The 22,388-nt window shown below is 64.9% G+C and carries 18 protein-coding genes and 1 other annotated feature; of the genes, 8 read left to right on the forward strand and 10 right to left on the reverse strand.

All coding sequences use genetic code 11. The annotated features are described in order from the left end of the window. Positions 1-156: 156 nt before the first annotated feature. From ACRYLT_RS16060 to ACRYLT_RS16070, 3 genes are all read right to left on the reverse strand, one after another. On the reverse strand, positions 157-1,017 hold the full coding sequence (locus ACRYLT_RS16060; RefSeq protein ID WP_482665084.1) for a universal stress protein: 861 nt from the start codon (positions 1,015-1,017) through the stop codon (positions 157-159). After that, positions 1,017-2,501: a SulP family inorganic anion transporter gene (locus ACRYLT_RS16065; protein ID WP_482665085.1), complete on the reverse strand. Its 1,485-nt coding sequence runs from the start codon at positions 2,499-2,501 to the stop codon at positions 1,017-1,019. The genes ACRYLT_RS16060 and ACRYLT_RS16065 overlap by 1 nt, the downstream gene beginning before the upstream one ends. Positions 2,502-2,562: 61 nt before the next feature. After that, positions 2,563-2,614: a sequence feature (sul1 is cis-regulatory element that is thought to sense ions involved in sulfur or methionine metabolism; They are found in Alphaproteobacteria), on the reverse strand. A 249-nt stretch (positions 2,615-2,863) separates the two neighbouring features. Then, positions 2,864-4,534 carry a peptide chain release factor 3 gene (locus tag ACRYLT_RS16070; RefSeq protein ID WP_482665086.1) on the reverse strand — a complete coding sequence of 557 codons (1,671 nt, stop codon included), beginning with the start codon at positions 4,532-4,534 and terminating at the stop codon, positions 2,864-2,866. A 344-nt stretch (positions 4,535-4,878) separates the two neighbouring features. On the opposite strand from ACRYLT_RS16070, the gene ACRYLT_RS16075 reads away from it, so the two are divergent. After that, entirely contained in the window at positions 4,879-5,223 is a 345-nt protein-coding gene (locus tag ACRYLT_RS16075; RefSeq protein ID WP_482665087.1) for a TraR/DksA family transcriptional regulator, read from the forward strand. A gap of 44 nt (positions 5,224-5,267) precedes the next feature. On the opposite strand, the gene ACRYLT_RS16080 is transcribed toward ACRYLT_RS16075, so the two are convergent. Further along, positions 5,268-6,482 (reverse strand): MFS transporter, encoded by a 1,215-nt coding sequence (locus tag ACRYLT_RS16080; protein WP_482665088.1) that lies wholly within the window; start codon positions 6,480-6,482, stop codon positions 5,268-5,270. A gap of 315 nt (positions 6,483-6,797) precedes the next feature. Then, positions 6,798-8,213, reverse strand: a complete 1,416-nt coding sequence (gene ftsZ / locus ACRYLT_RS16085) for a cell division protein FtsZ (protein ID WP_482665089.1) — start codon at positions 8,211-8,213, stop codon at positions 6,798-6,800. Positions 8,214-8,476: 263 nt separating this feature from the next. Between ftsZ and ACRYLT_RS16090 the strand changes: the two genes are divergently transcribed. Then, complete coding sequence (locus ACRYLT_RS16090; protein ID WP_482665090.1) at positions 8,477-8,944, forward strand: hypothetical protein; 468 nt, start codon at positions 8,477-8,479, stop codon at positions 8,942-8,944. 600 nt (positions 8,945-9,544) lie between these two features. Here ACRYLT_RS16090 and ACRYLT_RS16095 read toward each other — a convergent pair. Then, on the reverse strand, positions 9,545-9,745 hold the full coding sequence (locus ACRYLT_RS16095; protein ID WP_482665091.1) for a hypothetical protein: 201 nt from the start codon (positions 9,743-9,745) through the stop codon (positions 9,545-9,547). A 414-nt stretch (positions 9,746-10,159) separates the two neighbouring features. Here ACRYLT_RS16095 and ACRYLT_RS16100 point away from each other — a divergent pair, with 414 nt between their 5' ends. Genes ACRYLT_RS16100 through ACRYLT_RS16125 form a run of 6 tightly spaced genes read left to right on the forward strand, consistent with a single transcriptional unit; the run spans position 10,160 to position 16,219 of the window. Beyond that, a complete protein-coding gene (locus ACRYLT_RS16100; protein ID WP_482665092.1) occupies positions 10,160-10,813 on the forward strand; it encodes a DUF4129 domain-containing protein in 654 nt (217 codons plus the stop codon). Continuing rightward, the gene (locus ACRYLT_RS16105) at positions 10,810-12,003 is read left to right on the forward strand and encodes a hypothetical protein (protein ID WP_482665093.1); all 1,194 of its coding nucleotides are present in this window, start codon (positions 10,810-10,812) and stop codon (positions 12,001-12,003) included. Before ACRYLT_RS16100 ends, ACRYLT_RS16105 begins: the two co-directional genes overlap by 4 nt. After that, positions 12,000-12,956, forward strand: coding sequence for an AAA family ATPase (locus ACRYLT_RS16110; RefSeq protein WP_482665094.1), 957 nt, complete (start codon positions 12,000-12,002; stop codon positions 12,954-12,956). Before ACRYLT_RS16105 ends, ACRYLT_RS16110 begins: the two co-directional genes overlap by 4 nt. Continuing rightward, on the forward strand, positions 12,953-14,269 hold the full coding sequence (locus ACRYLT_RS16115) for a DUF58 domain-containing protein (protein ID WP_482665095.1): 1,317 nt from the start codon (positions 12,953-12,955) through the stop codon (positions 14,267-14,269). Before ACRYLT_RS16110 ends, ACRYLT_RS16115 begins: the two co-directional genes overlap by 4 nt. Then, entirely contained in the window at positions 14,266-15,348 is a 1,083-nt protein-coding gene (locus ACRYLT_RS16120) for a stage II sporulation protein M (protein ID WP_482665096.1), read from the forward strand. The genes ACRYLT_RS16115 and ACRYLT_RS16120 overlap by 4 nt, the downstream gene beginning before the upstream one ends. Further along, positions 15,341-16,219 carry an RDD family protein gene (locus ACRYLT_RS16125; protein WP_482665097.1) on the forward strand — a complete coding sequence of 293 codons (879 nt, stop codon included), beginning with the start codon at positions 15,341-15,343 and terminating at the stop codon, positions 16,217-16,219. The genes ACRYLT_RS16120 and ACRYLT_RS16125 overlap by 8 nt, the downstream gene beginning before the upstream one ends. A 13-nt stretch (positions 16,220-16,232) precedes the next feature. On the opposite strand, the gene ACRYLT_RS16130 is transcribed toward ACRYLT_RS16125, so the two are convergent. The 4 genes from ACRYLT_RS16130 to ACRYLT_RS16145 form a co-directional block, all read right to left on the reverse strand. Beyond that, positions 16,233-16,664: a GNAT family N-acetyltransferase gene (locus ACRYLT_RS16130; RefSeq protein WP_482665098.1), complete on the reverse strand. Its 432-nt coding sequence runs from the start codon at positions 16,662-16,664 to the stop codon at positions 16,233-16,235. Positions 16,665-16,708: 44 nt separating this feature from the next. Then, positions 16,709-17,761 carry an aldo/keto reductase family protein gene (locus ACRYLT_RS16135; RefSeq protein WP_482665099.1) on the reverse strand — a complete coding sequence of 351 codons (1,053 nt, stop codon included), beginning with the start codon at positions 17,759-17,761 and terminating at the stop codon, positions 16,709-16,711. A 112-nt stretch (positions 17,762-17,873) separates the two neighbouring features. Beyond that, positions 17,874-20,195, reverse strand: a complete 2,322-nt coding sequence (locus ACRYLT_RS16140) for a putative bifunctional diguanylate cyclase/phosphodiesterase (RefSeq protein ID WP_482665100.1) — start codon at positions 20,193-20,195, stop codon at positions 17,874-17,876. A 24-nt stretch (positions 20,196-20,219) separates the two neighbouring features. Beyond that, positions 20,220-22,280, reverse strand: a complete 2,061-nt coding sequence (locus ACRYLT_RS16145) for a FecR domain-containing protein (RefSeq protein ID WP_482665101.1) — start codon at positions 22,278-22,280, stop codon at positions 20,220-20,222. Positions 22,281-22,388 lie beyond the last annotated feature (108 nt).

Genomic DNA, 22,388 nt, shown 5'->3' on the forward strand with positions numbered 1-22,388 from the left:
GTCTCCTGCGACCGGCGCAGCCTCGCCCGGCCGCTGAAAGCTTGGTGCGAGGCGATGCCTTACGCGAAGCCGGAAACCTGCAAGTCCTGCACAGATCCCTTTGAAGGAGGCTCCTGTCAGCCGGGCCAGGACTCGGCTCTGATCTCGCTCGTCCAGCTAGCGGAACAGGAGCACCGGCAAGGTAACTCCCCGGATCACCGCCGTCGTCGTGCTGCCGACGATCATGGCGCGCAAGGGTGAATGGCCGTAGGCGCCCATGATGACCATGTCGGCCTGGCTGTGGCCGGCCTCCGCGACGATCACCCCGTCTGCGTCGCCCGGGACGATCTCCGCCCGCGCCGCCCTCTCGCCGAGAACCTCGTTCGCCCAGCGCAGACCGTCGCGGTGCTTGTCGCTTTCCGTGCCGGCGATCAGCAGGTGGAGCTCGACCCCCTCGAAGAGCGGCGAAGTCGCGGCGAAGGCGACGGCGCGGCGGGCGCTCGGGCCGCCATCGAAGGCGATCAGCGCCCGCTCGATCGGCCGAAAGGCGCGGGAAGCGACCAGTACCGGCTTGACGCTCTGGCGAACCACGCGCTCGACCTTGCTGCCAAGATGCCCCTTGGCGAAGTCGGCCGATGCCCCCCGCTTTCCGATCACGACGAGGTCTGCCTCTTCCTCCCGCTCGATCACCGTCTCGACGATGCCGCCATGCCGGTGAACGAGCGAAACCTCCTCGACGCCTCTCTCGCGAAGCCGCTCCTGAGCCGCCCGAAGCAGCAGGTTGCCCTGCTCGCGGGCAAGCCGCCCTTCGGCCTCGTCGATCCTGACCAATTCCTCAAGCAGACTGCTCTTGGCGCCAAGACCGACCGCGCCGCTGAGGTCCTGGCGCGCGGCGACCGAATCCTTGCGCTGAATGACGTGGAGCACCTCGACCGCCGAGTTCAGCCGGGTCGCGGCCCAGGCGGCATGATCGCAGACGCTGGTGGCATATTGCGACGCGTCGATGCAGGCCAAAAGCTTCGTAATCTGCCTCTCCATCAGTGCGCTCCCAGCGCATCATCGGCGCCCGGTTTATCATGAATTCCGAACCGGTCGACCATTGTCGCGCTCGCCGCATTGAGGCCGATGACCTCCACCTCCGTGCCTTCACGGCGGTACTTCAGCACGGCCTTGTCGAGCGCGGCCACTGCCGAGATGTCCCAGAAATGCGCCCGGCTGACGTCGATGCAGACGCGGTCGACCACCTCCTTGAAGTCGAAGGCTGTCAGGAACCGGTCGACTGACGCGAAGAAGATCTGGCCAGAGAATTCGTAGCGACGCAGCCTTCCATCCTCGCCAAGAGTCGAGGCGACCGCGAAGAGCCGGCTCACCTTGCTGGCGAAGAAGATACCGCTCAGAAGCACGCCGACGAGCACACCCTGAGCCAGGTCGTGGGTCCAAACGACGACCACCACGGTGGCAATCATCACCACCGAGCTGTGCCAGGGATGGACCTTCAGATTCTTGATTGAAGTCCAGCTGAAGGTGCCGATCGACACCATGATCATCACCGCGACGAGAGCCGGCATCGGGATCTGGGCGACCCAGGGACCGAGAACGACGATCAGGAAGATGAGGACGATCCCCGCTACCGCCGTCGACAGGCGGGTATGGCCTCCCGACTTCACGTTGATCACGGACTGGCCGATCATCGCGCAGCCGCCCATCCCGCCGAAGAAGCCGGTGACGAAATTGGCGATCCCCTGCCCCTTGGTTTCCTGCTTCTTGTCGGAGGGCGTGTCGGTGAGGTCGTCGACGATCTGCGCCGTCAGCAGCGATTCGAGCAGACCGACCGCCGCCATCGTCACCGAATAAGGCAGGATGATCTGCAGGGTCGTCCAGGTAAGCGGCACGTCGGGAACGAAGAAGAAGGGCAGCGTCGATGGCAGCTCGCCCATGTCGCCGACCCGGTTGACGGGAAGCGCCAGCCATACGGACACCAGAGAGAGCAGAACGATGGCGACGAGCGGCGACGGCACGGCCTGGGTAAGCCTCGGCAGCAAGTAGATGATAGCCAGTCCAGCGGCGACCAGCGCATAGGTTTCCCAGGACACCCCGATCAGCTGCGGCAGCTGCGCGATGAAGATGAGAATGGCGAGCGCGTTGACGAATCCGGTGATGACCGAGCGCGACACGAACCGCATCAGCAGGTCGAACCTCAGAAATCCGCTGACGATCTGAAGCACACCCATCAGGATTGTAGCGGCGAAGAGATATTCGACTCCATGGTCCCGCACGAGCGGAACGACAAGCACGGCGATGGCGGCGGTCGCGGCCGAGATCATCCCAGGCCTTCCGCCCACCAAGGCGGTGATCACCGCGATCGAGAACGAGGCGTAGAGCCCGACGCGGGGATCGACTCCGGCAATCACCGAAAACCCGATCGCCTCGGGAATGAGAGCGAGGGCGACGACGATTCCGGCGAGAATGTCGCCGCGGGGATTGGAAAGCCATTCCCGTCTCAGGGCGGCAAATGTCGACATGGTTGACCTTCAAGCTCACGACGAGCCTCGTCCAGGGACGCGCTCAAGACGGGACTGATCAAGTGATCCGGGGGATAGGCGCCCGGCCGAGCCACCCGCAGCGCGGGTCCGGCGAAGGCCGCCCTATGATGCAGGTTCGCAGGTGCTGCAAGTGCGAACTAGCCGCGCCGGACGCCCCAAAGCGATCTTGCTATCGCGTGTTTGCCGATCACCAACTCATGTCGGATCCTTTTCCGGTTCCCAGCCGGGCGAAGTTCCAAGGGCGTCAATCAGGCGGCGGTTCGCTCAGGGTACGTCCCTCAGTGCCGAAGTCTCGCCCAAGTGCGCAGAAGGGCATTCCTCGCCCTCCCGGATTCGACGAATCAAGATCGCTCTCGCACCGTCGCGAGCTCGATCCCCGGCCACTCCTCGACGAACCGGCCGAGTTCCCAACTATTCCTGATCAGCAGTACCGGCGCCTCATCCTGATCTTCGGCCAAGATGCTTCGGTGAGTCTCGAGGAATCGCTTCAGCAAGGCCGGATCGGATGATCGGACCCAGCGCGCAACTTCATAGGGGCTCGGCTCGAAACCAAGCTTCACCCCATATTCCTGGTCGAGGCGAGTCGCGAGCACATCGAGCTGGAGCTCCCCGATCACTCCGACGATCCATTGCGACCCGATCGTCGGCTTGAACAGCCGTACGACTCCCTCTTCGGCAAGATCGGCAAGGCCGCGCCGCATCTGCTTGACCTTTAGCGGATCGTCCAACCGGACCCGCCGAAGGATTTCGGGGGCAAAGTCAGGCAGTCCGGTGAAGGCCAGGTCGCCCTTTTCCGTCAGCGTGTCGCCCACGCGCAGAGTTCCGTGATTGGGAATGCCGACGATGTCGCCGGGGCGGGAAAGGTCGGCCAGCTCACGATCACGGGCGAAAAAGGTGATCGGATTGTGGATGGCGATGGGTTTCCCGGTGCGCCCGTTGATGAGCTTCATGCCGCGCTTCAGGGTGCCCGAACAGATCCGCATGAAGGCCACCCGATCGCGATGATTCGGGTCCATGTTCGCCTGGACCTTGAAGATGAAGCCGGTAACTCGAGGCTCGTCCGGCTTGACCGGCGCCGGCCGGGCCGGCTGCGCCTGCGGAGCCGGCGCGAAAGCGGCAAGGCCGTCGATCAGCGCTTCAACTCCGAACAGCTTGAGCGCGCTTCCGAAATAGACGGGCGTGAGGTCACCGGCACGGAAAGACTGGAGGTCGAAGCCGGGATAGGCCGCCCGGGCGAGGCCGGCCTCTTCGCGCAGAAACGAGGCGGCGTCGGCCGGAAGGTGTCGGTCGATAGCCGGATCGTCGAGGCCGCTGCACCCGATCTCTGCGCCCGGCGACGTCCCGCCGTCTTTCCTGTCCACCGTCAGCAGACGGTCGGAGCTCAGATCATAGAGACCGTGGAAGAGGCCGCCGAGGCCCGTCGGCCAGTTCTGCGGGGAAACGTCGAGCTGGAGCGTTTCCGCGATCTCGTCGAGCAAGGCGAACGGACTGAGCCCTTCGCGATCGACCTTGTTGATGAAAGTGATGATCGGGATGTTCCTGAGGCGACAAACCTCGAACAGCTTGCGGGTCTGCGCCTCGATTCCCTTGGCCGCGTCGATCACCATGACCGCTGAGTCGACAGCCGTCAGGGTCCGATAAGTATCCTCTGAAAAATCCTGGTGGCCCGGCGTATCCAGCAGGTTGAACAGGATATTGCCCCGCTCGAAGGTCATCACCGAGCTGGTGACCGAAATGCCGCGCTGCTGCTCGATCGCCATCCAGTCCGATCGCGCGCGCCGGCGGTCGCCCCGAGCGCGCACCTCTCCTGCCTCATGAATGGCCCCGGCGGAATGGAGCAACTTCTCGGTCAAGGTCGTCTTGCCGGCGTCCGGGTGCGAGATGATGGCGAAGGTCCGCCGCTCCAAGGCAACGATCTGCGTCGCGCCGCCCGCTTCGGAGCAATTCGCAACCGCCTCAGAACTCTCCAAAGCCGGCTCGAACTCACCTGGCTCCGACAATTTGTCCGTCATATCGTCTCCCGATGCCGTGCTTCAGCGTGCCCGGACCTGAAAGCTGTTCGAAGCGAGCTCCGGACAGCGACCCGGAAGGTCGAGCTTGTTGCCGACTCAATGGCGTCACTGTCGTCTCGTCCCTCGGCTCGCCCGAATCCCGTGGCTCCAGCCGAACTGACGAAGATGGAATGTTCGAAAACCCGCGTGGCAGCCGAACCCCACCAGATGGCCAGCGCGGAACTCCAGCCTCACATAGGCAGGAATTGCCGCAATTTGTAGTGCGAAATGGGACCGCCGGGCGTCCGATCGGGGCCGCCGCCAGACCTCTCGCTCCGAAGCCAGTGCGGTGTTAGCCTTTGAGAATGACTCTCGACCTTGATCATTTTCGCGACAAGTTGCTCGCCAGGCAGGCTGCGCTAACCGAGGAAGACCGACTGGCCGAGGCGGACCGCCAGCCCGTCGCGCTCGACCAAGAGAGCGTCGGCCGGCTGTCCCGGATCGACGCGATGCAGGTGCAGGCGATGGCACTTGCGCAGCAGCGTCGCCGCCAATCCGAGCGGGCGGCCATAGGCGCCGCCCTCCGCCGGATCGACGAAGGCGAGTTCGGCTATTGTCTCAAGTGCGGCGAGGAGATCGCGCCTGCGCGCCTCGAACAGAATCCGTCGGTCACCAACTGCATCGACTGTGCTCGGGAGCTGTCGACCTGATTGGGGAGGCCCATCGGTCCGAACGGTGAACTCTCGTTGCGGCGTCAACTCTGGCGTGCGCGCGCCCTCAGTCGACGCGCCGCAACGGCCAGTGCCGCGCAGGCCAGGACACACCAGGCGCTCATCCACAGCAGTTGGTCTGGCAGAGGCACGCCGAGATCGATCAGGGCGCCTGTGACTCCCGGCCCGAGGGCGGTCGAGAGCACCATGGCCGATACCGTGAGGGCGCGGATCCCGCCGAGATGGGCGACGCCATAGGCTTCGGGCCAAAGCGCGCCGAGCATCGTCCCGGTCAGGCCGTAGCTCACTCCGAAGAGCACCATGAACAGATAGAATCCCCAGACCTGCGGCAGGAGCGCCAGCGCCAGACTCGCGATTGCCAGCGGCACCAGAAAGAAAGGAAGCAGACGGAGCGCGCCGAACCGGTCGATGAGTTGACCGCAGACGAGGGCGAAGGTGACGGTCGTCGCCGCCATCAACGGAAAGGCCGCGGCGAATTCGAGCGCATCGTAACCGCGCAGGGCGATGAGATAGCCCTGGTGAAAGAAGATGGTTGTTCCGATGAACGGCGGCGCCAGCACTCCGATCAGGAGAAGATAGAAGATCGGATCACGAAGCACCTCCGCCCGGGTCCAGTCCCGTGCCGTACGGCCATTCGCCAATCCGTCCGAACCTTCAAGCGGCCTTCGCTCGACTCGAAGCAGGTGGAGGATGAGCGGGAAGGCGAAAAAGAGGACCAGGGCTGCAGCGGCCAGCCAGGCTCCCTGCCATCCCACCCATTCCGAAACGAGGACGAACGCGACCGGGAACAGCGCCTCGCCGGCCTGATGACCAGGTACGACCAGTGAGACCGCCCTTCCCCGGCTGGCGACGAACCAGCGACCGACCTCCGTGAGTGCGGTGTGAGTCATCATCCCCTGGCCAAAAAGGCGAAGCAGGAAAATCGCCAGCACAAGAGTCGCGATGTTCGGAGCCCAGGCGACGAGCACGCACGCCAATGCCAGAAGGGGCATCACGAAGCGGACGACTTTCCAGCCAGGCATCAGGTCCAGGCTCCGTCCGACCCAAGGCAGCGCCGCGGCGCTGGCCAGCGTCGCGATCATGTAGACCAGGCCGAATTCACCGCCCGACAAATCGAATCGCTCGCGCAGTTCATTGCCGGAAAGCCCGATAAAAAAGGTCTGCCCGAACGAGGAGAACATCGTCAGCAGAAAGCCGCCAGCGATCCACCGGGCGTTCGCGCGCAGAAAACCAATCACGACCACGCCTGTGGCGTCATTCCTGTCGAGTTGGAAGGCCGGCAAGCCCCCTCGGCTGCGGATCGCGCAGCTCTTTTGCATGGTCGGCCTTCGCAAAGCCGACTGCATCAAGCCGTTCAGGAACCGATGGAAGACCGGCTGATCCGGCCGGTACAAGGGGGAACGATTGGGGTGGCTGAACGCAGCACGGGCATGGGAGGGCCCATGACCATGCTGCTATCCGGCTGACGTTGGAAGCGACGACGGAAGAGACCAACCGGCCGCCATGCTGGGCCGCAAAGGCTGCGCTTGCGCCTTCGGCTGCAGGACAGAAGGTCAGGCGGCGCGGGCTCTGCTTTGCTGACGCCATTCGTCGCCGCGATAGAGGTGCGGCCTTGCGGGTTCACTCTCGATCTCCCGAACCGTCTTGACCGCAGTTCGGGCCGCATCGGCCATCCGCTCGAACAGACTGGGACCACGTGTCTCGAGTTCGCGAGCCGGAGATTGTGCAACGGCTGGTGCAGCCATGGCTGGTGCAGCGGTTGAGGGCGCGGGAGCTCTCGGGCGGACCGGCTCCGGCCGAGGCAGGACGAGACTCCGCTCGATCATGAGGCGCAGGTCTTCGCCCGACGGAGCAGTGGTACTCGGCTCGTCATCCAGCGGCTCCAGCCTCGCCTCCGCCCGCGGCGGACGCGGCAAGGGCAGATCCACCGGGGTCGCGGCGAGACTGGGGCGCACAGCGGGCTGTGGCGCCGGCGTGGCAAGCCGCGCGGCAGGCTGCAGCGCCGGCATAACGACCGGCGCAGCGGCGGCGGCGGCCTCGGTGGCTGTCTTCAGGCCTGTCGCGACCACCGACACCCGAATCCGCCCTTCCAGATCGGGATCGAACGCCGACCCCCAGATGATGTCCGCCTCGGCGTCGGCGAACTCGCTGATATGGCTGGCAACCTCGTCAACCTCCATCAGCTTCATGTCCTCTCCGCCCGTGATCGAAATGATCAATCCTCGCGCACCGGCGAGTTCGACGTCGAGAAGCGGATTGGCGAGCGCGCCCTCGGCGGCGCGAACGGCGCGATCGTCGCCGGACGCCTCGGCCGTTCCCATCATCGCCGGCCCCATGTTCGACATAACGGTGCGAATGTCGGCGAAATCGAGGTTGATCAGGCCAGGCATCAGGATCAGGTCGGTGATTCCTCGAACGCCCTGCCGCAGCACGTCATCGGAGAGAGCAAAGGCTTCACGGATCGTGGTCCGAGCATCCGCAACCCGGAACAGATTCTGGTTCGGGATGACGATCAAAGTATCGACTTGCTCGCGAAGCGCTTCGAGGCCCCGGGCCGCACTCTGGGCGCGGCGACGCCCTTCGAAGCCGAAGGGCGTCGTCACGACAGCCACCGTCAGAATGCCGCGATCACGTGCAGCCTTTGCAATGACAGGAGCGGCGCCCGTACCGGTACCGCCGCCGAGGCCGGCAGCGATGAAGCACATGTCGGCGTCCTCGAGCATTCCGACGATCTCAGCCAGCGACTCCTCCGCGGCAGCCCGACCGAGTTCGGCGCGCGAGCCGGCGCCAAGGCCCTCCGTGCTCTGACGGCCGAGCTGGATCCTGTGCTCGGCCGGCGAAGCGCCAAGCGCCTGAACGTCGGTATTGGCCGCGATCAGAGTGGCGCCCTGGATGTCGTCACTGATGAGATTCGCGAGCGCATTGCCTCCCGCGCCGCCGACGCCGATGATCACGATTCTGGGTCTCAACTCTTGCGGCTCGCTAGCAAAGGCAATCACTGTTCTTCTCCTCACGTTTGAGACTCCGTCGTCGGCGAGCGTTAACCGCTTTGCACTTGGCAGCTCGACCAAGCGACGGAGGATTACTCTAAACCTTCATTAACTCGGGAAGGCTGGCTGTGAGGATTACGTAGTTCTACGTTTAGGATTCTTACGGACTTTCGCCCCCCGTCCTCCACGTTAACCACGAACAGGTTGAATAGCCGGGCTCTCACTCGGCCGTGGAGGTCAAGTTGCGTCAGCTTTTTCTGGGGAATGCCTTGTGCGGAGTGGCTCGAAGCGGAACGATCGTGCTTCCGCGCTTCGTCCGCTCGATTCTGCCGGCCGAGACTCCCCTGACTCTCCTCATCGGCGTTCACGAAAGCGATTCTTGTCTGATCGGCTTCGAGCCCTCTTATGCGGCTACGCTCGCGTCGGACGGACATCGCCGTCGGATTGCCGAGGAACTCATCGACCCGCAGGCTCATCATTCGCGCGCGCGCCGGACCTTCGGTCTCGTCGAGCGCTGCACCTATGGCGAGAGGGGCACGCTGCGCCTTCCGCCGTTCATGCGCCGTCGCGCCCGAATCGACGACCTGGCGCTCGTCGTCGGCGTCGGCGAAACATTCGAGCTCTGGAGCCCGGCGGCCGCTCTGGAGTCCGGCGACCCGAACCTTGGTGCGCTTGCCGCCTTCCACCTCGAAATCCCCGAATCAGCTTAGGAGATAGTGATGAAGTTCATCTGCGCGCCCTCCGACCACGAGGCCGCGCCGGTTACGGTGCGAAATCAGGGGCTCGAATTCGGCCGATGCAGCCGTTGTGGCAGCGATCTGGTTCGATCGCACAAGCGCTGGCGTGCCGTGCCCTCAGGATTCAGGATCGTGTGGCGCCGTCAGGACGAGGCCGCTGAGGTCAGCTCGGCGCAGCTCCAGCTCGACCTGCAGGTTCATGGCCGGGCCTTGGCCCTGCCCCACAGGAAGGCTCCGCGCCTTGCCGGCTTCTTCCGCAAATGTGTCACTGCGCTCCGGGCGATGTTCCGCGTTCGAACGCCTCTGGTCAACGCCTGGAGCCGATCGGGACCGACTTCTCCGCCTCGGACGAGGTGGCACTCACCAACTGGAGGCCGTCGATCAGCGGCAAAACGCGGGCAGCTCTCGTCCCGCTCCATGCGTTCCGATCGCCCATCGCCGACCCGATGCCTGAACCTGCCCCACCTGCCGCCTTTGACCTGAACGCCGATCCGGAGGCTGTCTGCATTTGAGATGCAGGCCGCCTCCACCCGGCCGAGGCGGCGGCTCCGTTGTCGAACTCGCTGCGCCCGCTCAGTGCCGTTTGATCCGCCGGGTAAGCTCCTCGCCTGTTTCGCCTTCCTCGATGTCACCGGGGACAATCCAGCGGATATCCCCGCCCGAATCATGATCCACACGCACCTGACGCGCGGCGATAGCATCACGCATCGCGGCCTCGCGCGTCTCTCGCCAGGGGCCGGTCAGGGCCGAGGTTCGGTAGCGGTATCGGGGCATAGCCTCCCCCTTTTCCGGCACAGTCTCCCGACCTCAGCGTTTCTGTCGCTCAACGCGCGATATATCAGGAGAAGACCACCGCGAGGCTGGCGGTTGCGGCACCTTCCCTGACGGGTCGCAGCTCGAGATGGAGGCTGACCAGCGTCACCGCCATCCAAATCAGCGAGGATTCCGAACAAGCATCGCATGCCAGCCAATGGACGGGCTCCGAGCATCACAGCCACCTGCAGCTAATCCGGTGAGTTCTTGCCGAGCACGTGAAATAGTCTGCAATCACACGGCGTGTTTCGATCTTTTCCTCAATCGTTTTCTTTTTCCCGAACAGAACGTCAGGGCGGAAAGTCTCGTCGACAACCGATGGGACGGTTTTTCATGGCTTGCCGCTGGTCGCCAGGGATGCCTAGGATGCCGGCAATGGGGGTGGGACCGTCGATCGCGAAGCTGCCGCAACAGGCGGCTGCCGGAACCGAGGCGGACGCGCTCGCCGAGGCGCACCGGCGCCTGCTTTCCGATCGATCGATCCAGTTCGATCTTCCGACCTACCAGCCTCCGACCACACCCGCCTGGCTTCGCGCCGTGGCCGAATTCGTCCAGGCGAACATGCCGGTGCTGAAGGTGCTGTTCTGGATCGCCCTCGCCGCTGCGATACTTTTCTGTCTCTATCTCCTGGCGCTCCGATTCTCGGGCGCCGAGTGGCCCTGGCGGCGCTCGACCAGGCAGGAAGAAGATGAAAGCTGGCGCCCGGCAGAAGCCCCCGCGCGGGCGCTCCTGAGCGAAGCCGATGCTCTGGCCGCACAGGGCCGCTATTCCGAGGCCGCGCACCTGTTGCTGTTCCGAAGTATCGAGGACATCGATTCTCGCCGACCGAACCTGGTCCGGCCGGCTTTCACCAGCCGCGACATTGCCGCTTTGCCAGCGCTGCCGCCGAAGCCCCGAAACGCGTTCGCCCGAATCGCTACCTTCGTCGAGCGCAGCCTCTTTGCCCGACGACCGCTCGCCGAGACCGACTGGCGCGACTGCCGCTCGGCTTATGAGGAGTTCGCCTTCGCCGAAGGATGGCGCGGATGAGCGCCCAGCAGCCGTTCAATCCCAGGCTCGTCGTCGGGATGATCGTGGCCGGGATCGTCACGTTCGCCGTCTTGCTTCTGCTCATTGCCTATGGCGGCGGGATAGGCTCAAGCCGCGACGGTCGGGCTCACGCCCAATCGGCATCGGCGGTCGGATTCAGGGCGCTCGTCCAGCTGGTGGGGGAGTTTCGGGAAACTCATTTCGACGAGAGCGAGTCCGAGTGGGCCGACCATCTGCTCATCGTCACCCTGGAGGAGCGCAACAGTCCGGCGCAGGTCGAACGGCTGCTCGAGCAGCGATCCAATTATCCGACGCTCATCATCCTTCCCAAGTGGACGACCATGCCCGATCCCGCTCGGCGGGGATGGGTACGGGCCCTTGCTCCCGGGGCCGCCGTGGGCATGGGTCCCTGGTTCGGCAAGGGCGTCGAGGTCTCGCTTCTGAGGGAGGAGTCGCCCAGCCGCTCCGGCGGCACTGGCATAGCGGAGGGCCTGGTCTTCCCGGTTCCGGAATCTCCTCAGCTGATCGCGGGCCCGGAGCTGATTCCAGTCCTTCCGCTGACGGACGGAGGCGCGCTGATCGCCCAACTTGGTGATCAGCCCCATTATGTCGTGGCCGATCCGGACCTCTTCAACAATCACGGGCTGAGCAACCCCGAACGGGCACGATCAGCGGTGGCTCTGATCGAACGGCTGAACGATGAAGGGGAGTTCGTCGACTTCGATCTCAGCCTCAACGGAATCGGCGGAAGAGCGAGCGGATCGGGGCTGCTCCGGCTCGCCTTCGACCCCCCCTTTCTCGTGCTCACTCTGGCGCTTATGGCCGCAGCTCTGCTTGCCGGATTGCAGGGAGCGTTCCGGTTCGGACCCACGCGTCGGGAAGAGCGCGCGATCGCCTTCGGGAAGGCCGCTTTGGTCGAGAACAGCGCCGGTCTGATCCGCCTTGCCGGTCGCGAGAGCCGGCTCGGGCCCGCCTATGTCGATGTCGTGCGCCACGAGGCCGCGCGCGCCGCGAGCGCCTCACCCGAGTTGCAGGGCGAAGCACTGGACTCGTATCTCGATCGTCTCAGCCGGCCCGGCCGGCCTCGATTCAGCGAATTGGCCATCCAGCTCGCTCTGGCTCGGGATCGCTCGTCCTTGATGGCCGCCGCACGGGCACTCAATCAGTGGAAGAAGGAAATCATCCGGTGAACTTGACCGAAGTCAAAGGCCTGGCGGACGAGATCAGGGGCGAAGTGGCCAGGGCCATCGTCGGGCAGGACGATGCCGTCGAGCTGATGCTGATCGCGCTCTTCTGCTCCGGTCACATCCTGCTCGAGGGTCCTCCGGGGACGGCCAAAACCTTTCTCGCCCAATGCTTTGCCCGGACGCTCGGGCTGCATTTCGGCCGGATCCAGTTCACTCCGGATCTGATGCCGGGCGACATTCTCGGTTCGAACCTTTTCAACTTCCAGACCAGCCAGTTCACGCTGACCCGCGGGCCGATCTTCTGCGAGCTGCTGCTTGCCGACGAGATCAATCGAACTCCGCCCAAGACCCAGGCGGCGCTGCTGGAGGCAATGCAGGAACGCTCGGTGACGATCGACGCCGAGACCCACGCCCTGCCCGACCATTTCATGGTCATCGCCACCCAGAATCCGATCGAACAGCAAGGCGTCTATCCGCTTCCGGAAGCGCAGCTCGACCGGTTCCTTTTCAAGCACCGGATGGGATATCCTTCGGCCGAGGAAGAAAGAAGGATCGTTGCGAGCCACGGCGCGCGCTTCGGCGCTCCTCGGCCTCAGGAATGGGGAATAGAGCGCAAGGTCGAACCCGGCCGGCTCACCGAGGCGATTGCCGCGGTCTCCGCCATTCCGATGGTGGACGAGGTGACCGATTATGTCGTCGCACTGGTCCGGGCCACGCGCGAAGCCCCGGAACTGGAGGGCGGCGCCTCGCCGCGATCGGCGGCGATGCTGGCCGGCGCGGCCAGGGCAAGGGCAGCGCTGGAAGGGCGCGACTATGTCATTCCCGACGACGTCAAGGCGCTTGCCCCATCGGTCCTGCGTCATCGCGTTCTGCTCTCGGCCGCCGCTGAGATCGAAGGAAAGCCAGTCGAAAGCGTGATTGCGCGGCTGATCGAAGAGGTCGAGGCGCCGCGTTGATCTATCCGACGCGCCTGACCGTCCTTCTCGCCGCGGCGGTGGCGCCGGCGGCGTTGCTTATCGGGATTTTCCTGCCTGCCTATTGGACGGCCGGATTGGCGCTGCTCGTGCTGCTGATGGCGCTCTGCGCGGTGGATGCGCTGGCGGGAGCGGCGGGTCGGGATGTCGAGTTCGCCTGCCACGGACAGCGCTCGGTCAGCGTGGGCGAAGCCTTCGCGATCACCGCCAGCCTTCGCTTTCGCCGCTGGTTCCCGACCGTTGTCGAAGCGGCGCTGGGCGCAAGCGGACCTGTCAGCGCTCCCTTCGGCTGGCACAGCAAGGTTGAACTGAACTCCAACGGCCAGGGCGAGGCTGCGATCCTTCTCCGGGCAGAGCGAAGGGGCACGGCTCGGCTGGAACAATTCTGGCTTCGCTGGCCAGGAAGACTCGGACTCGTCTGGAAGCAGCGCCAGCTCGGCCTTGACGAAGCGGTGCTCATCACTCCGGACATTCGACCGGTCCGTGACAAGGGCGTTCAACTGGTGAGCCGCGAATCGATGCATGGCATGCGCGCTCAGCTCCAGGTCGGCGAAGGCGCGGAGTTCGAGGCACTGACGGAATATCACCCGGGAATGGACCGCCGGTCGATCGACTGGAAGCAGTCCGCCCGGCACACGCAATTGATTGCCAAGGAGTATCGGACGGAACGCAACAACAACATCGTAATGGCGCTCGATTGCGGTCGGGCGATGTGCGAGCCGCTGGACGGAGTTCCGCGGATCGATCGGGCGGTGACGGCCGCCCTTCTGACCGCCTACGTGGCCCTGAAGGATGGCGACCGGGTCGGCTTCTTCGCCTTCGATTCGCGGCCACGCGCATCGAGCAGTCCGATCTCCGGGCCGCGTGCCTATCCGATGCTTCAGCGGGTAGCCGCAGGAATCGACTATAGCAGCCACGAAACCAACTACACGCTGGCCGTCTCCACTCTGGCGAACGGTCTCAGCCGCCGCTCGTTGATCGTCGTCTTCACCGAATTCGCCGACACGATCAGTGCCGAACTGATGCTGAACGCCGTCGGCAGCCTGCTCGCTCGCCACCTCGTCCTGTTCGTCGTGCTGCGCGACGAGGAACTGGAAGCCTTTACCAGCGCCGAGCCGAAGGAGCCCGAGGATATAAGCCGAGCGGTCACGGCCGCCGCCTTGCTCCGGGAACGGCGACTCGTCCTGACCCGCCTCAGGCATGTCGGCGTCCACGTGATTGAAGCGGCGGCAAGTGAAGCGGGCCCGGCTCTCGTCGCCGCCTATCTGGACCTCAAACGAAGGCACCAGCTTTGACGAACTGGAATGCCGCCCAGGCCGAAACGGAAGCGGGTGATGGGGCGTGGGTCGCCGGGGCGCCATTGCCAGCCGATACCCGCCGGTTCAGGGCCGCGCGCGAAGGCGAATGGCGACGGCTGGAGGACATACTCACTCGCGCCGAGCGCAAGTCGGTCCGCGCCTTGCCTGACGAGGATCTCCTCGCCCTTCCCATACTCTACCGCGGGGCGCTTTCCTCACTTTCGGTGGCTCGGGAAACCTCACTCGATCTCGAGCTCGTCACCTATCTCGAGGGGCTTTGCGCCCGCGCCTATTTCTTCGTTTATGGCGTTCGGACGTCGCCGGGCGAACGGCTGAAGGCCTTCTTCGCCAGCGACTGGCCGGCGGCGGTTCGGAGTCTCTGGAAGGAGACCTTGGCTTCGCTCAGCCTGCTGCTGATCGGCGCTCTCGCCGGTTACCTGCTCGTCACCAGCGATCCCGGCTGGTTCGAAACCATCGTTCCGGCGGAGCTCGCCGGCGGTCGCAACTTCGGCGCGTCGACCGACCAGCTTCGGGAAACGATCTATGACGGCGGCGGCGAAAACTGGCTCAGCGTCTTCGCGACCTATTTGTTCACGCACAACAGCCAGGTTTCGATGCTCTGCTTCGCCCTTGGCTTTGCCTTCGCCGTTCCGACGGCAATGCTGCTCGTTCACAACGGGACGATGCTGGGTGCCTTCCTCGCCTTGTTTGCTTCTCGTGGCCTGGGGACGGAGATGGGCGGCTGGCTGATCATTCACGGATCGACGGAACTCTTCGCGATCGCGCTTTCCGGCGCTGCCGGGATCCGGATCGGCTGGAGCGTCGTCTTCCCGGGTCAGGAGACCCGGCTGAACGCGGCGACGAAGGCGGGCCGCACCTCGGCGCTGACAATGGCCGGCGTCATTCTGATGCTGCTCGTCGCCGGCCTGCTCGAAGGCTTTGGTCGCCAACTCGTCACCGCCGACGTCAGCCGCTACGCGATCGGGAGCGGCATGTTGCTGCTTTGGCTCGCCTACTTCTACCTGCCGCGCCGTCGCACTGGACGCTCATCCTCCGAGTCGAGCGCCCATGCCTGAGCTCGCAGCCGTCAATCGCCGCGCACTCGCAGGTCAGCGCCGGAGCCTGATAACACCGGAGGGAGTCGACCTTCAGCTCAGTCTCGCCGACGCCGGCCAGCGGATTTCAGCCTTCATCATCGACCTGATGATCATGGTGGGCGTCCTGATTGGCTTCACCCTTCTGTGCCTGCTCGGTCTAGCGGCAATGGGGCTTTCCAGTGCCCAGCTCCTACTCATTATTTGGCTGCTCGGCTTCTTCCTGCTGCGCAATTTCTATTTCGTTCTGATGGAAACGGGACCGCGCGCCGCGACCTTCGGCAAGCGCCTGGTGGGCCTCCGGGTCGTCGCGCGCAATGGCGAACGACTGACGGCGGACCGGGTGATCGCCCGGAACATGATGCGCGAGATCGAGTTCTACCTGCCCCTGTCCTTTCTGAGCTACAATGCGTCAGAAGGCACCGGCAGCGGCCTCACGGCCCTGGCGGGGCTCGCCTGGACCTGTCTCTTCCTCTTCTTTCCCTTGTTCAACAAGGATCGCCTGCGCGTTGGCGACCTCCTCGCGGGCACTTGGGTGGTCAACGCCCCGAAGAGGAAGCTCAGCGTCGACTCGCTCGATCGGCAAGGCGCGCCGGATCGCTATCGATTCACGGAAGAGCAGCTCGACGTCTACGGCATCTTCGAAATCCAGACGCTCGAACAGGTGCTCCGCAATGGCAATCCCGAGTCGATCGCTACCGTGGCGGCGACGATCCGCGGCAAGATCGGCGCCAATGACGAGGGCTGGGACCGGGATTTCCTGGTCGCCTATTATGACGCCGCCCGCGCCCGAATGGAGCGGGGGCTGCTGTTCGGACGCCGGCGCGAGGACAAGTTCGACCGCCCAGCCTAGAGCGTCCGTCTGATCAGGATCTCGGGAACAGGATATCGCCGATGGGTAGATCGATCTCCGCAATCCGGACAAAGCCCATGGCCGCGTAGAAGCGTTCGCCGTTAAGGCTGGAATAGCAGCAAAGTTCGCGCACGCCGGCTCTGCGGGCCTCCGTTTCGCAGCGAGCGTACAACGCCCGGCCGATTCCTCGACCGCTCCAGCCGGAACCGGTCGCGAAGTGACGGATGTGCGCGGATCCGGCCCCTGCCCCGTCGCTTTCCGGCGCCTCGAACGACCACCCGCCGCAGCCCACCACCTGCCCCTCCGCCTCACAAACATAATAGGTGCCAGTCCGCAGCAATCCGGAGTGGGGACGGGTAATCAGCGGCAGTGCCCGGGCGAGCAAAGCCGGATCGTAGTCAGCCGCCATCAGGGCGGGATGGGAGTCCTCCAGAACCCCAGCCACGCTACCGGCATCTTCCGGGCCGGCGACTCTGAGCGCACAAGTCGTCACGCGGCGCCTTGTGCCGCCGCGACGATCCGCTCCGCCTCGATGAACAGCGCCGGATCCACCTCGGCTCCGGAGGCGGCCACATTCTCTTCCACCTGGTCGGGCCGCGAAGCGCCGATGATGGCCGAAGCGACATTGGGGTGACGCAGCACCCAGGCGAGTGCGAACTGGGCCAGACTGAGCCCCGACTGAGCCGCGAGCGGCTTCAGCCGCTGAACCGCCTCGAGGACCGGTCGCTGGAGGAGACGATCCATCCAGCCGCCCATTTCCTCGCTCGTTGCCCGACTTCCCGGCGGCAGGGGAGAATCGGGATGGTACTTTCCGGTGAGCACGCCCTGGGCGAGCGGCGACCAGACGATCTGAGAGATCCCATTGGCCGAGCACATGGGTATCACCTCCTTTTCGGGCTCGCGCCACAGCAGCGAATATTGGGGCTGGCTGGAAACGAAGCGCTCCACTCCGGCCATTTCGATCGCCGCTCGAATGCGATCCGCCGGCCATTCGGAAAATCCGAGATAGCGTGTCTTTCCGCTCTGCACGGCGCGGGTCAGGGCTTCCATCGTCTCCTCGAGCGGCGTGTCCCAGTCGTAGCGATGACACTGATAGAGATCGACATAGTCGGTGCGCAGTCGCCTCAGCGAGGCATCGAGCTGCTTCTCGATCTGGACTCGGGAAAGGCCTCGATCGGCCTCGGACATCGGGAAATAAAGCTTGGTCGCGAGCACGTAGCTGTCGCGCGGCCGCTCGGCGAGCGCCGAACCGAGGAAGGTTTCCGCTGCACCGCGACCATAGATGTTGGCCGTGTCGATGAAGTTGATGCCGAGTTCGAACGCCCGATCCAGGCAGGCCCGGGCCTTGTCAGCTTCAACGCCCACTCCGTAGGTGAGCCAGGAGCCTAAAGAAACTTCTGATACTTTCAAATCACTTATGCCGAGTTGGCGATATTTCATGTCAAGCTCCCACAAAATTAGCAGAGCTCTGCCTTGTACAAATTTGTCGCGCAGAAGCACCAGAGCATCGTTCGCCCGCAAAGGCGAACATCGCTTGCACATGTGCTATCGGCTCATCGGCATCACGCCATTACCTGCCATCGGCATGGCATCTCGATCTTGCAATCTGCCCTGCGCACGAGATCACGCCAACCAGAGTCAACAGCCGGCGGTCCTAGGCGGCCGACTTCTGCCTTCCGTTCAGAAAGTCAGCCAGAGCGCAAGCGGGCATCGGCTTGCCGATATGCCATCCTTGGCCGATATCGCAGCCCATTTCGGCAAGCAGCGCCAGGCATCCGGCATCCTCGATGCCTTCCGCCACGACCTTCATTCCTAGCTCGTGCGCCAGCGCGATGGTGGAACGCACCATGATGGCGTTGCGTCGGTCGGAGACAAGAGTCAGCACGAAGCTCATGTCGATCTTGAGCTCGTTGGCGGGCAGCTTCTGCAGGTAGCCGAGCGACGATTGGCCAGTGCCATAATCGTCGATGGAGATGTTGACCCCGAGGCTTCGCCAGCTCTCCAGGGCGGTGATCGCCCGATCCGGATCGTCCATGGCCGCCGACTCCGTCACCTCGATCGTGATCCTGTCCTTGGGCAACGGAGCGCTGTCGAGTCGTTCGCGAAGCAGTTCCACGAAGCCATCGTCCAGCAACAAGGTTGCCGACACGTTGATTGCGACCATCAAGTCGTGACCCATGTTTCGCCAGCGGAGAGCGTCGGCGATGGCATTGTCGAAAACATGGAAGGTGAGATCACGAGCGCGGCCATGTTCCTCCACCAGCGGGATGAACTGGTCCGGCCGGATCGCTCCGCGCGCCGGATCGTCCCATCGGACCAGGGCCTCGACGCCGACGATCTGGCCGCTCCTGATGTCGAGCTTGGGCTGATAGGCGTTCCAGACCTGACCCGCGGCCATGGCAGCGTCCAGCTCACCCAGCAGGGACAAGTGCCAATTGGTTTCCTCGCTTTCTCCATCCGTGTAGCGCTCCCAGCGCCCGCCCTGACCGGCGGCATGCACGGCCGCCAGTGAGGCATTGGCCACCTGCTGCTTGGCGCCCGACGCAACCGGGTCGGCAACTCCGAAGCTCAGCGTGACGTCGATGAACCGGCCGCAATCGACAGGCGAGCGCATCAGCGCAATCAATGCTTCCAGTCGATTCGGCAGAGTCTCCGCGCCGTCCGCCGGCTCGATCCAGGCAAGGCTTCCTTCGTCGATCCGATAGATGGGCCGTTCATGGCCGAAGCCCAATCGAGCCACCACACGCTGGATCATATTCAGTGTCGCCCCCGGGCCCAGACCTGCGGCGATGGCAGCGAAGCGTTCGATCCGCGCGACGACGACCGGCGCCGAGACGTTGGCGGCAGCGGCTTCGAGTGCAGCGAGGTTCGGCAGGCCGGTGGCCTCATCCGTGAGCGAACGCTCGCGAAAGCGCTGTGCAAGATGGAGGGCCGGCCCGAGGACCGCGGCGGCCAACAGGGTCACAAGCGCCGGAGCAAGCGGCATCGACAGGGCCAGCCAATGTTCGGTGCCGAGCGGCAGCGCGAGAATGGCAGCGCTTCCGCCTAGGAAGCCGGCGATGCGCCGGTAGCTTCTGCCCGGCCGAAGCGTCGAAAAAGTGAGGCCAATGGCCAGCAACAGGGCCCATAGACCAGTGGTCCGTGCTGGGACCGGCCCGGCCAGCAATGTCTCCGCCGCCAGTGCCTGAATGACCACGCCGGGAATGACGCCATGATTGGGTACCGCATAACGGTCCCAGATCTCGACCGCGGTCGCACCGACGATGATCCGCTTGCCCCGAAGCTCAGCCGCCGGAACTCGCCCCTGCATCACGTCGGCGAAGCTGTGGCGCGGGATCGAGGCGGGATCGATCGCGTAGTCGATCTCGAACGCGCGGCCGATGGTCGCCTGCCGTTCGGCGACCATGGAGGCAAGGGAAGGTCTCGCCACCCCTGCCGTCTCGATCCCGGTGAGCATGTGGCGGACATAGCCGTCCAGATCCGGTACGACATTCACTGACGCGAGAAATGCTTTGTCACGGAAAGGGATAGCAGGGAGATTGTCCACATGATCTGAACTTTGCGCCGACTCGCGCTGACGCAGCGTCGGAAGCACGACTGCGCCTTCCGCCCGCTCGAGCGCCGCCGCAAGCGCGGAGTCGTCGACAGGGTTCGACAGCGAGGAGAAATCCACGTCGAACGCGATCGAACGGACACCCGCCGACCGGAGCTGGTCGATGAGTTGGGCGTGGTAGCGTCTTGGCCAGGGCCAGCGATCGAGTTCCCTGAGACTGCGGGCATCCATCTCGACGATATGCACTTCGCCGCTGGCCTGGTGCAGTCGCACGATATCCCGGCCGCTCCGCAGCAGCCGATCGACGCTCTCCCCTCCACCCAGGGCCAGCAAGGCAAGCCCGAGAAATGCCGCCGTTCCGGCTGTGAACACCCAACGACGGGAGAGCAGGCATTCCCAGAAATTGAGACCTAGTCTTAACATCGGCTGATTTCGATTTGATCTAGGTCAGTTTTGGTCGAACACAATCAACGGCTCTGCCGCTGATGCAGGCAACGCGCCGACAGACCTCCCGCCGTCCCGAAGGGTGTCGGAATTGACACCAAGTTCCGAGTGCGAACTGCTGTCATCGATGCCGCTCACGGAAACCAGGCTGGTGCAGGCGAGGTCGCCGGCAAGACATGCGTCCGAATGGATGCCGTCAGCGCCCGCTGACCCCGCCTGAAGACCTGGATCGGCAGGAGGCTCATTGCCAGCAACGACGTTCCGCGGCCCGCCGCCGCCGCGGCCCGGAGTGCTGTCGTCGTCGCCATCGTCGTCGTTGCCGTGGCCGTTATTGCCGTCATCGCTGCCGCCGCTGCTGCCGCCGCCATTGCCATTGCCACCGCCATTGCCACGGCCATTGCCACCGCCGTTGCCACCGCCGTTGCCGTCCCCATCTCCGCCGCCGTTGCCGCTGCCGGGATTGCTGTCGTCGTCGCCATCGTCGTCGTTGCCGTGGCCGTTATTGCCGTCATCGCTGCCGCCGTTGCCGTCGCCGTTTCCACCGCCATTGCCACCGCCGTTGCCGCCGTCGTTCCCACCGCCGTCGCCGCCGCCGTTGCCGCCGCCGCTCCCGCCGCCATTGCCGTCGCCGTTTCCGCCGCCGTTCCCGCCGCCATTTCCGCCGCCGTTCCCGCCGCCATTTCCGCCGCCGTTTCCACCGCCATTGCCGTCGCCGTTTCCGCCGCCGTTCCCGCCGCCGTTTCCGCCGCCGTTGCCGCCGCCATTGCCGCCGTCGTTCCCGCCGCCATTTCCACCGCCGTTCCCGCCGCCATTGCCGCCGCCGTTCCCGCCGTCGTTTCCGCCGCCATTGCCGCCGCCGTTCCCGCCGCCATTTCCGCCGCCATTTCCGCCGCCGTTCCCGCCACCATTGCCGCCGCCGTTCCCGCCGCCATTTCCGCCGCCATTGCCGTCGCCGTTCCCGCCGTCGTTTCCGCCGCCATTGCCGCCGCCATTGCCGCCGCCATTTCCGCCGCCGTTCCCGCCACCATTGCCGCCGCCGTTGCCGCCGCCATTTCCGCCGCCATTGCCGTCGCCGTTCCCGCCGCCGTTCCCGCCGCCATTGCCGTGGCCGTTTCCGCCGCCGTTCCCGCCGCCATTGCCGCCGCCGTTCCCGCCGCCATTTCCGCCGCCGTTCCCGCCGCCATTCCCGCCGCCATTGCCGTCGCCGTTTCCGCCGCCGTTGCCGCCGCCATTCCCACCGCCATTGCCGTCGCCGTTGCCGCCGCCATTGCTGTTGTCCGCGCGGATCTCGGCCCGTTCAGCCTCACGGATTTCGACGCTCGCGATTTCAACAGGAGGCTCGATAGCCAACAGACCGGCGGTCGAGTCCGAAAAGGGCACAGGATCCTCGGCAATGGGGATCGAGACGATGGGGGAGTCCGCCGGCGGTCCCGAAAATGCGCCGTGAGCCGGTGCCGGCACCGTGACAACTCCGGGCAAGGGAGTCCCGTTGGATCGGACCGCTCGATTACCCTCTCCCTCGACGTTGAGCCGGAGCAGATCGGATGCCCCGACGCTCACAACCATGCCGGGTCGAACCAGTTCGGCGGCGCCGCCATCTACGGTGGAGACCTCGACCGCCCCTTCCGTCACCTGCACCGAGGCTCCCTCGGCCCCCACGCTTACGGTAAAGGTGGTCCCCTTCACTACAGCGGCCAGATACGGAGTTTGAACGCCAAAGTGGGGGGTCGAGCGTCGCTCGATCCGGAACAGAGCCGTGCCCCAGTCGGCGAGCATCTGAATGACGCCTCGGTCTTGCTGTTGCGGCGCTGCGATCCTGATCTGGCTGTTGGGTGAAACGATGACGAATTCCTGCCCGCGGACCAGAACGGCTCGACCCCGAGCTGTCGCGATCGTCGAGCCCGAGGCGAGCAGCAGTCCGCGGGTCGCGGCGCGACTGCGGCCGTCCTCCACCACCCGAACGTCGCCGCTGACTTCACTGATCCGCCATTGCGGCACTTGAGCGAGAGCCGTTCCGCTCACCGCCATCAGCACCGGCGCCAGTCCCAGGATTACTCTGCGCATCGCCCTGCTCCTTCCCTCGGTCGAGGGTCCTCGCCGCATGACGTCATACGCCTGGCTACTTGCGCAGCCGTGAAACGGCAGGGTTAATCGGCGCATAATTCGCTGCAT

The sequence above is a fragment of the Sphingosinicella sp. SM1-17 genome, assembly GCF_056821765.1.

Excerpts from the sequence above, each read along its gene's own strand:
- ACRYLT_RS16135 (WP_482665099.1), bottom strand. The coding sequence starts at position 17,761 with ATGTGCAAGCGATGTTCGCCTTTGCGGGCGAACGATGCTCTGGTGCTT.
- ACRYLT_RS16145 (WP_482665101.1), bottom strand. The coding sequence starts at position 22,280 with ATGCGCAGAGTAATCCTGGGACTGGCGCCGGTGCTGATGGCGGTGAGC.
- ACRYLT_RS16100 (WP_482665092.1), top strand. The coding sequence starts at position 10,160 with ATGGGGGTGGGACCGTCGATCGCGAAGCTGCCGCAACAGGCGGCTGCC.
- ACRYLT_RS16095 (WP_482665091.1), bottom strand. The coding sequence starts at position 9,745 with ATGCCCCGATACCGCTACCGAACCTCGGCCCTGACCGGCCCCTGGCGA.
- ACRYLT_RS16140 (WP_482665100.1), bottom strand. The coding sequence starts at position 20,195 with ATGTTAAGACTAGGTCTCAATTTCTGGGAATGCCTGCTCTCCCGTCGT.
- ACRYLT_RS16125 (WP_482665097.1), top strand. The coding sequence starts at position 15,341 with ATGCCTGAGCTCGCAGCCGTCAATCGCCGCGCACTCGCAGGTCAGCGC.
- ACRYLT_RS16060 (WP_482665084.1), bottom strand. The coding sequence starts at position 1,017 with ATGGAGAGGCAGATTACGAAGCTTTTGGCCTGCATCGACGCGTCGCAA.
- ACRYLT_RS16075 (WP_482665087.1), top strand. The coding sequence starts at position 4,879 with ATGACTCTCGACCTTGATCATTTTCGCGACAAGTTGCTCGCCAGGCAG.
- ACRYLT_RS16105 (WP_482665093.1), top strand. The coding sequence starts at position 10,810 with ATGAGCGCCCAGCAGCCGTTCAATCCCAGGCTCGTCGTCGGGATGATC.
- ACRYLT_RS16070 (WP_482665086.1), bottom strand. The coding sequence starts at position 4,534 with ATGACGGACAAATTGTCGGAGCCAGGTGAGTTCGAGCCGGCTTTGGAG.
- ACRYLT_RS16065 (WP_482665085.1), bottom strand. The coding sequence starts at position 2,501 with ATGTCGACATTTGCCGCCCTGAGACGGGAATGGCTTTCCAATCCCCGC.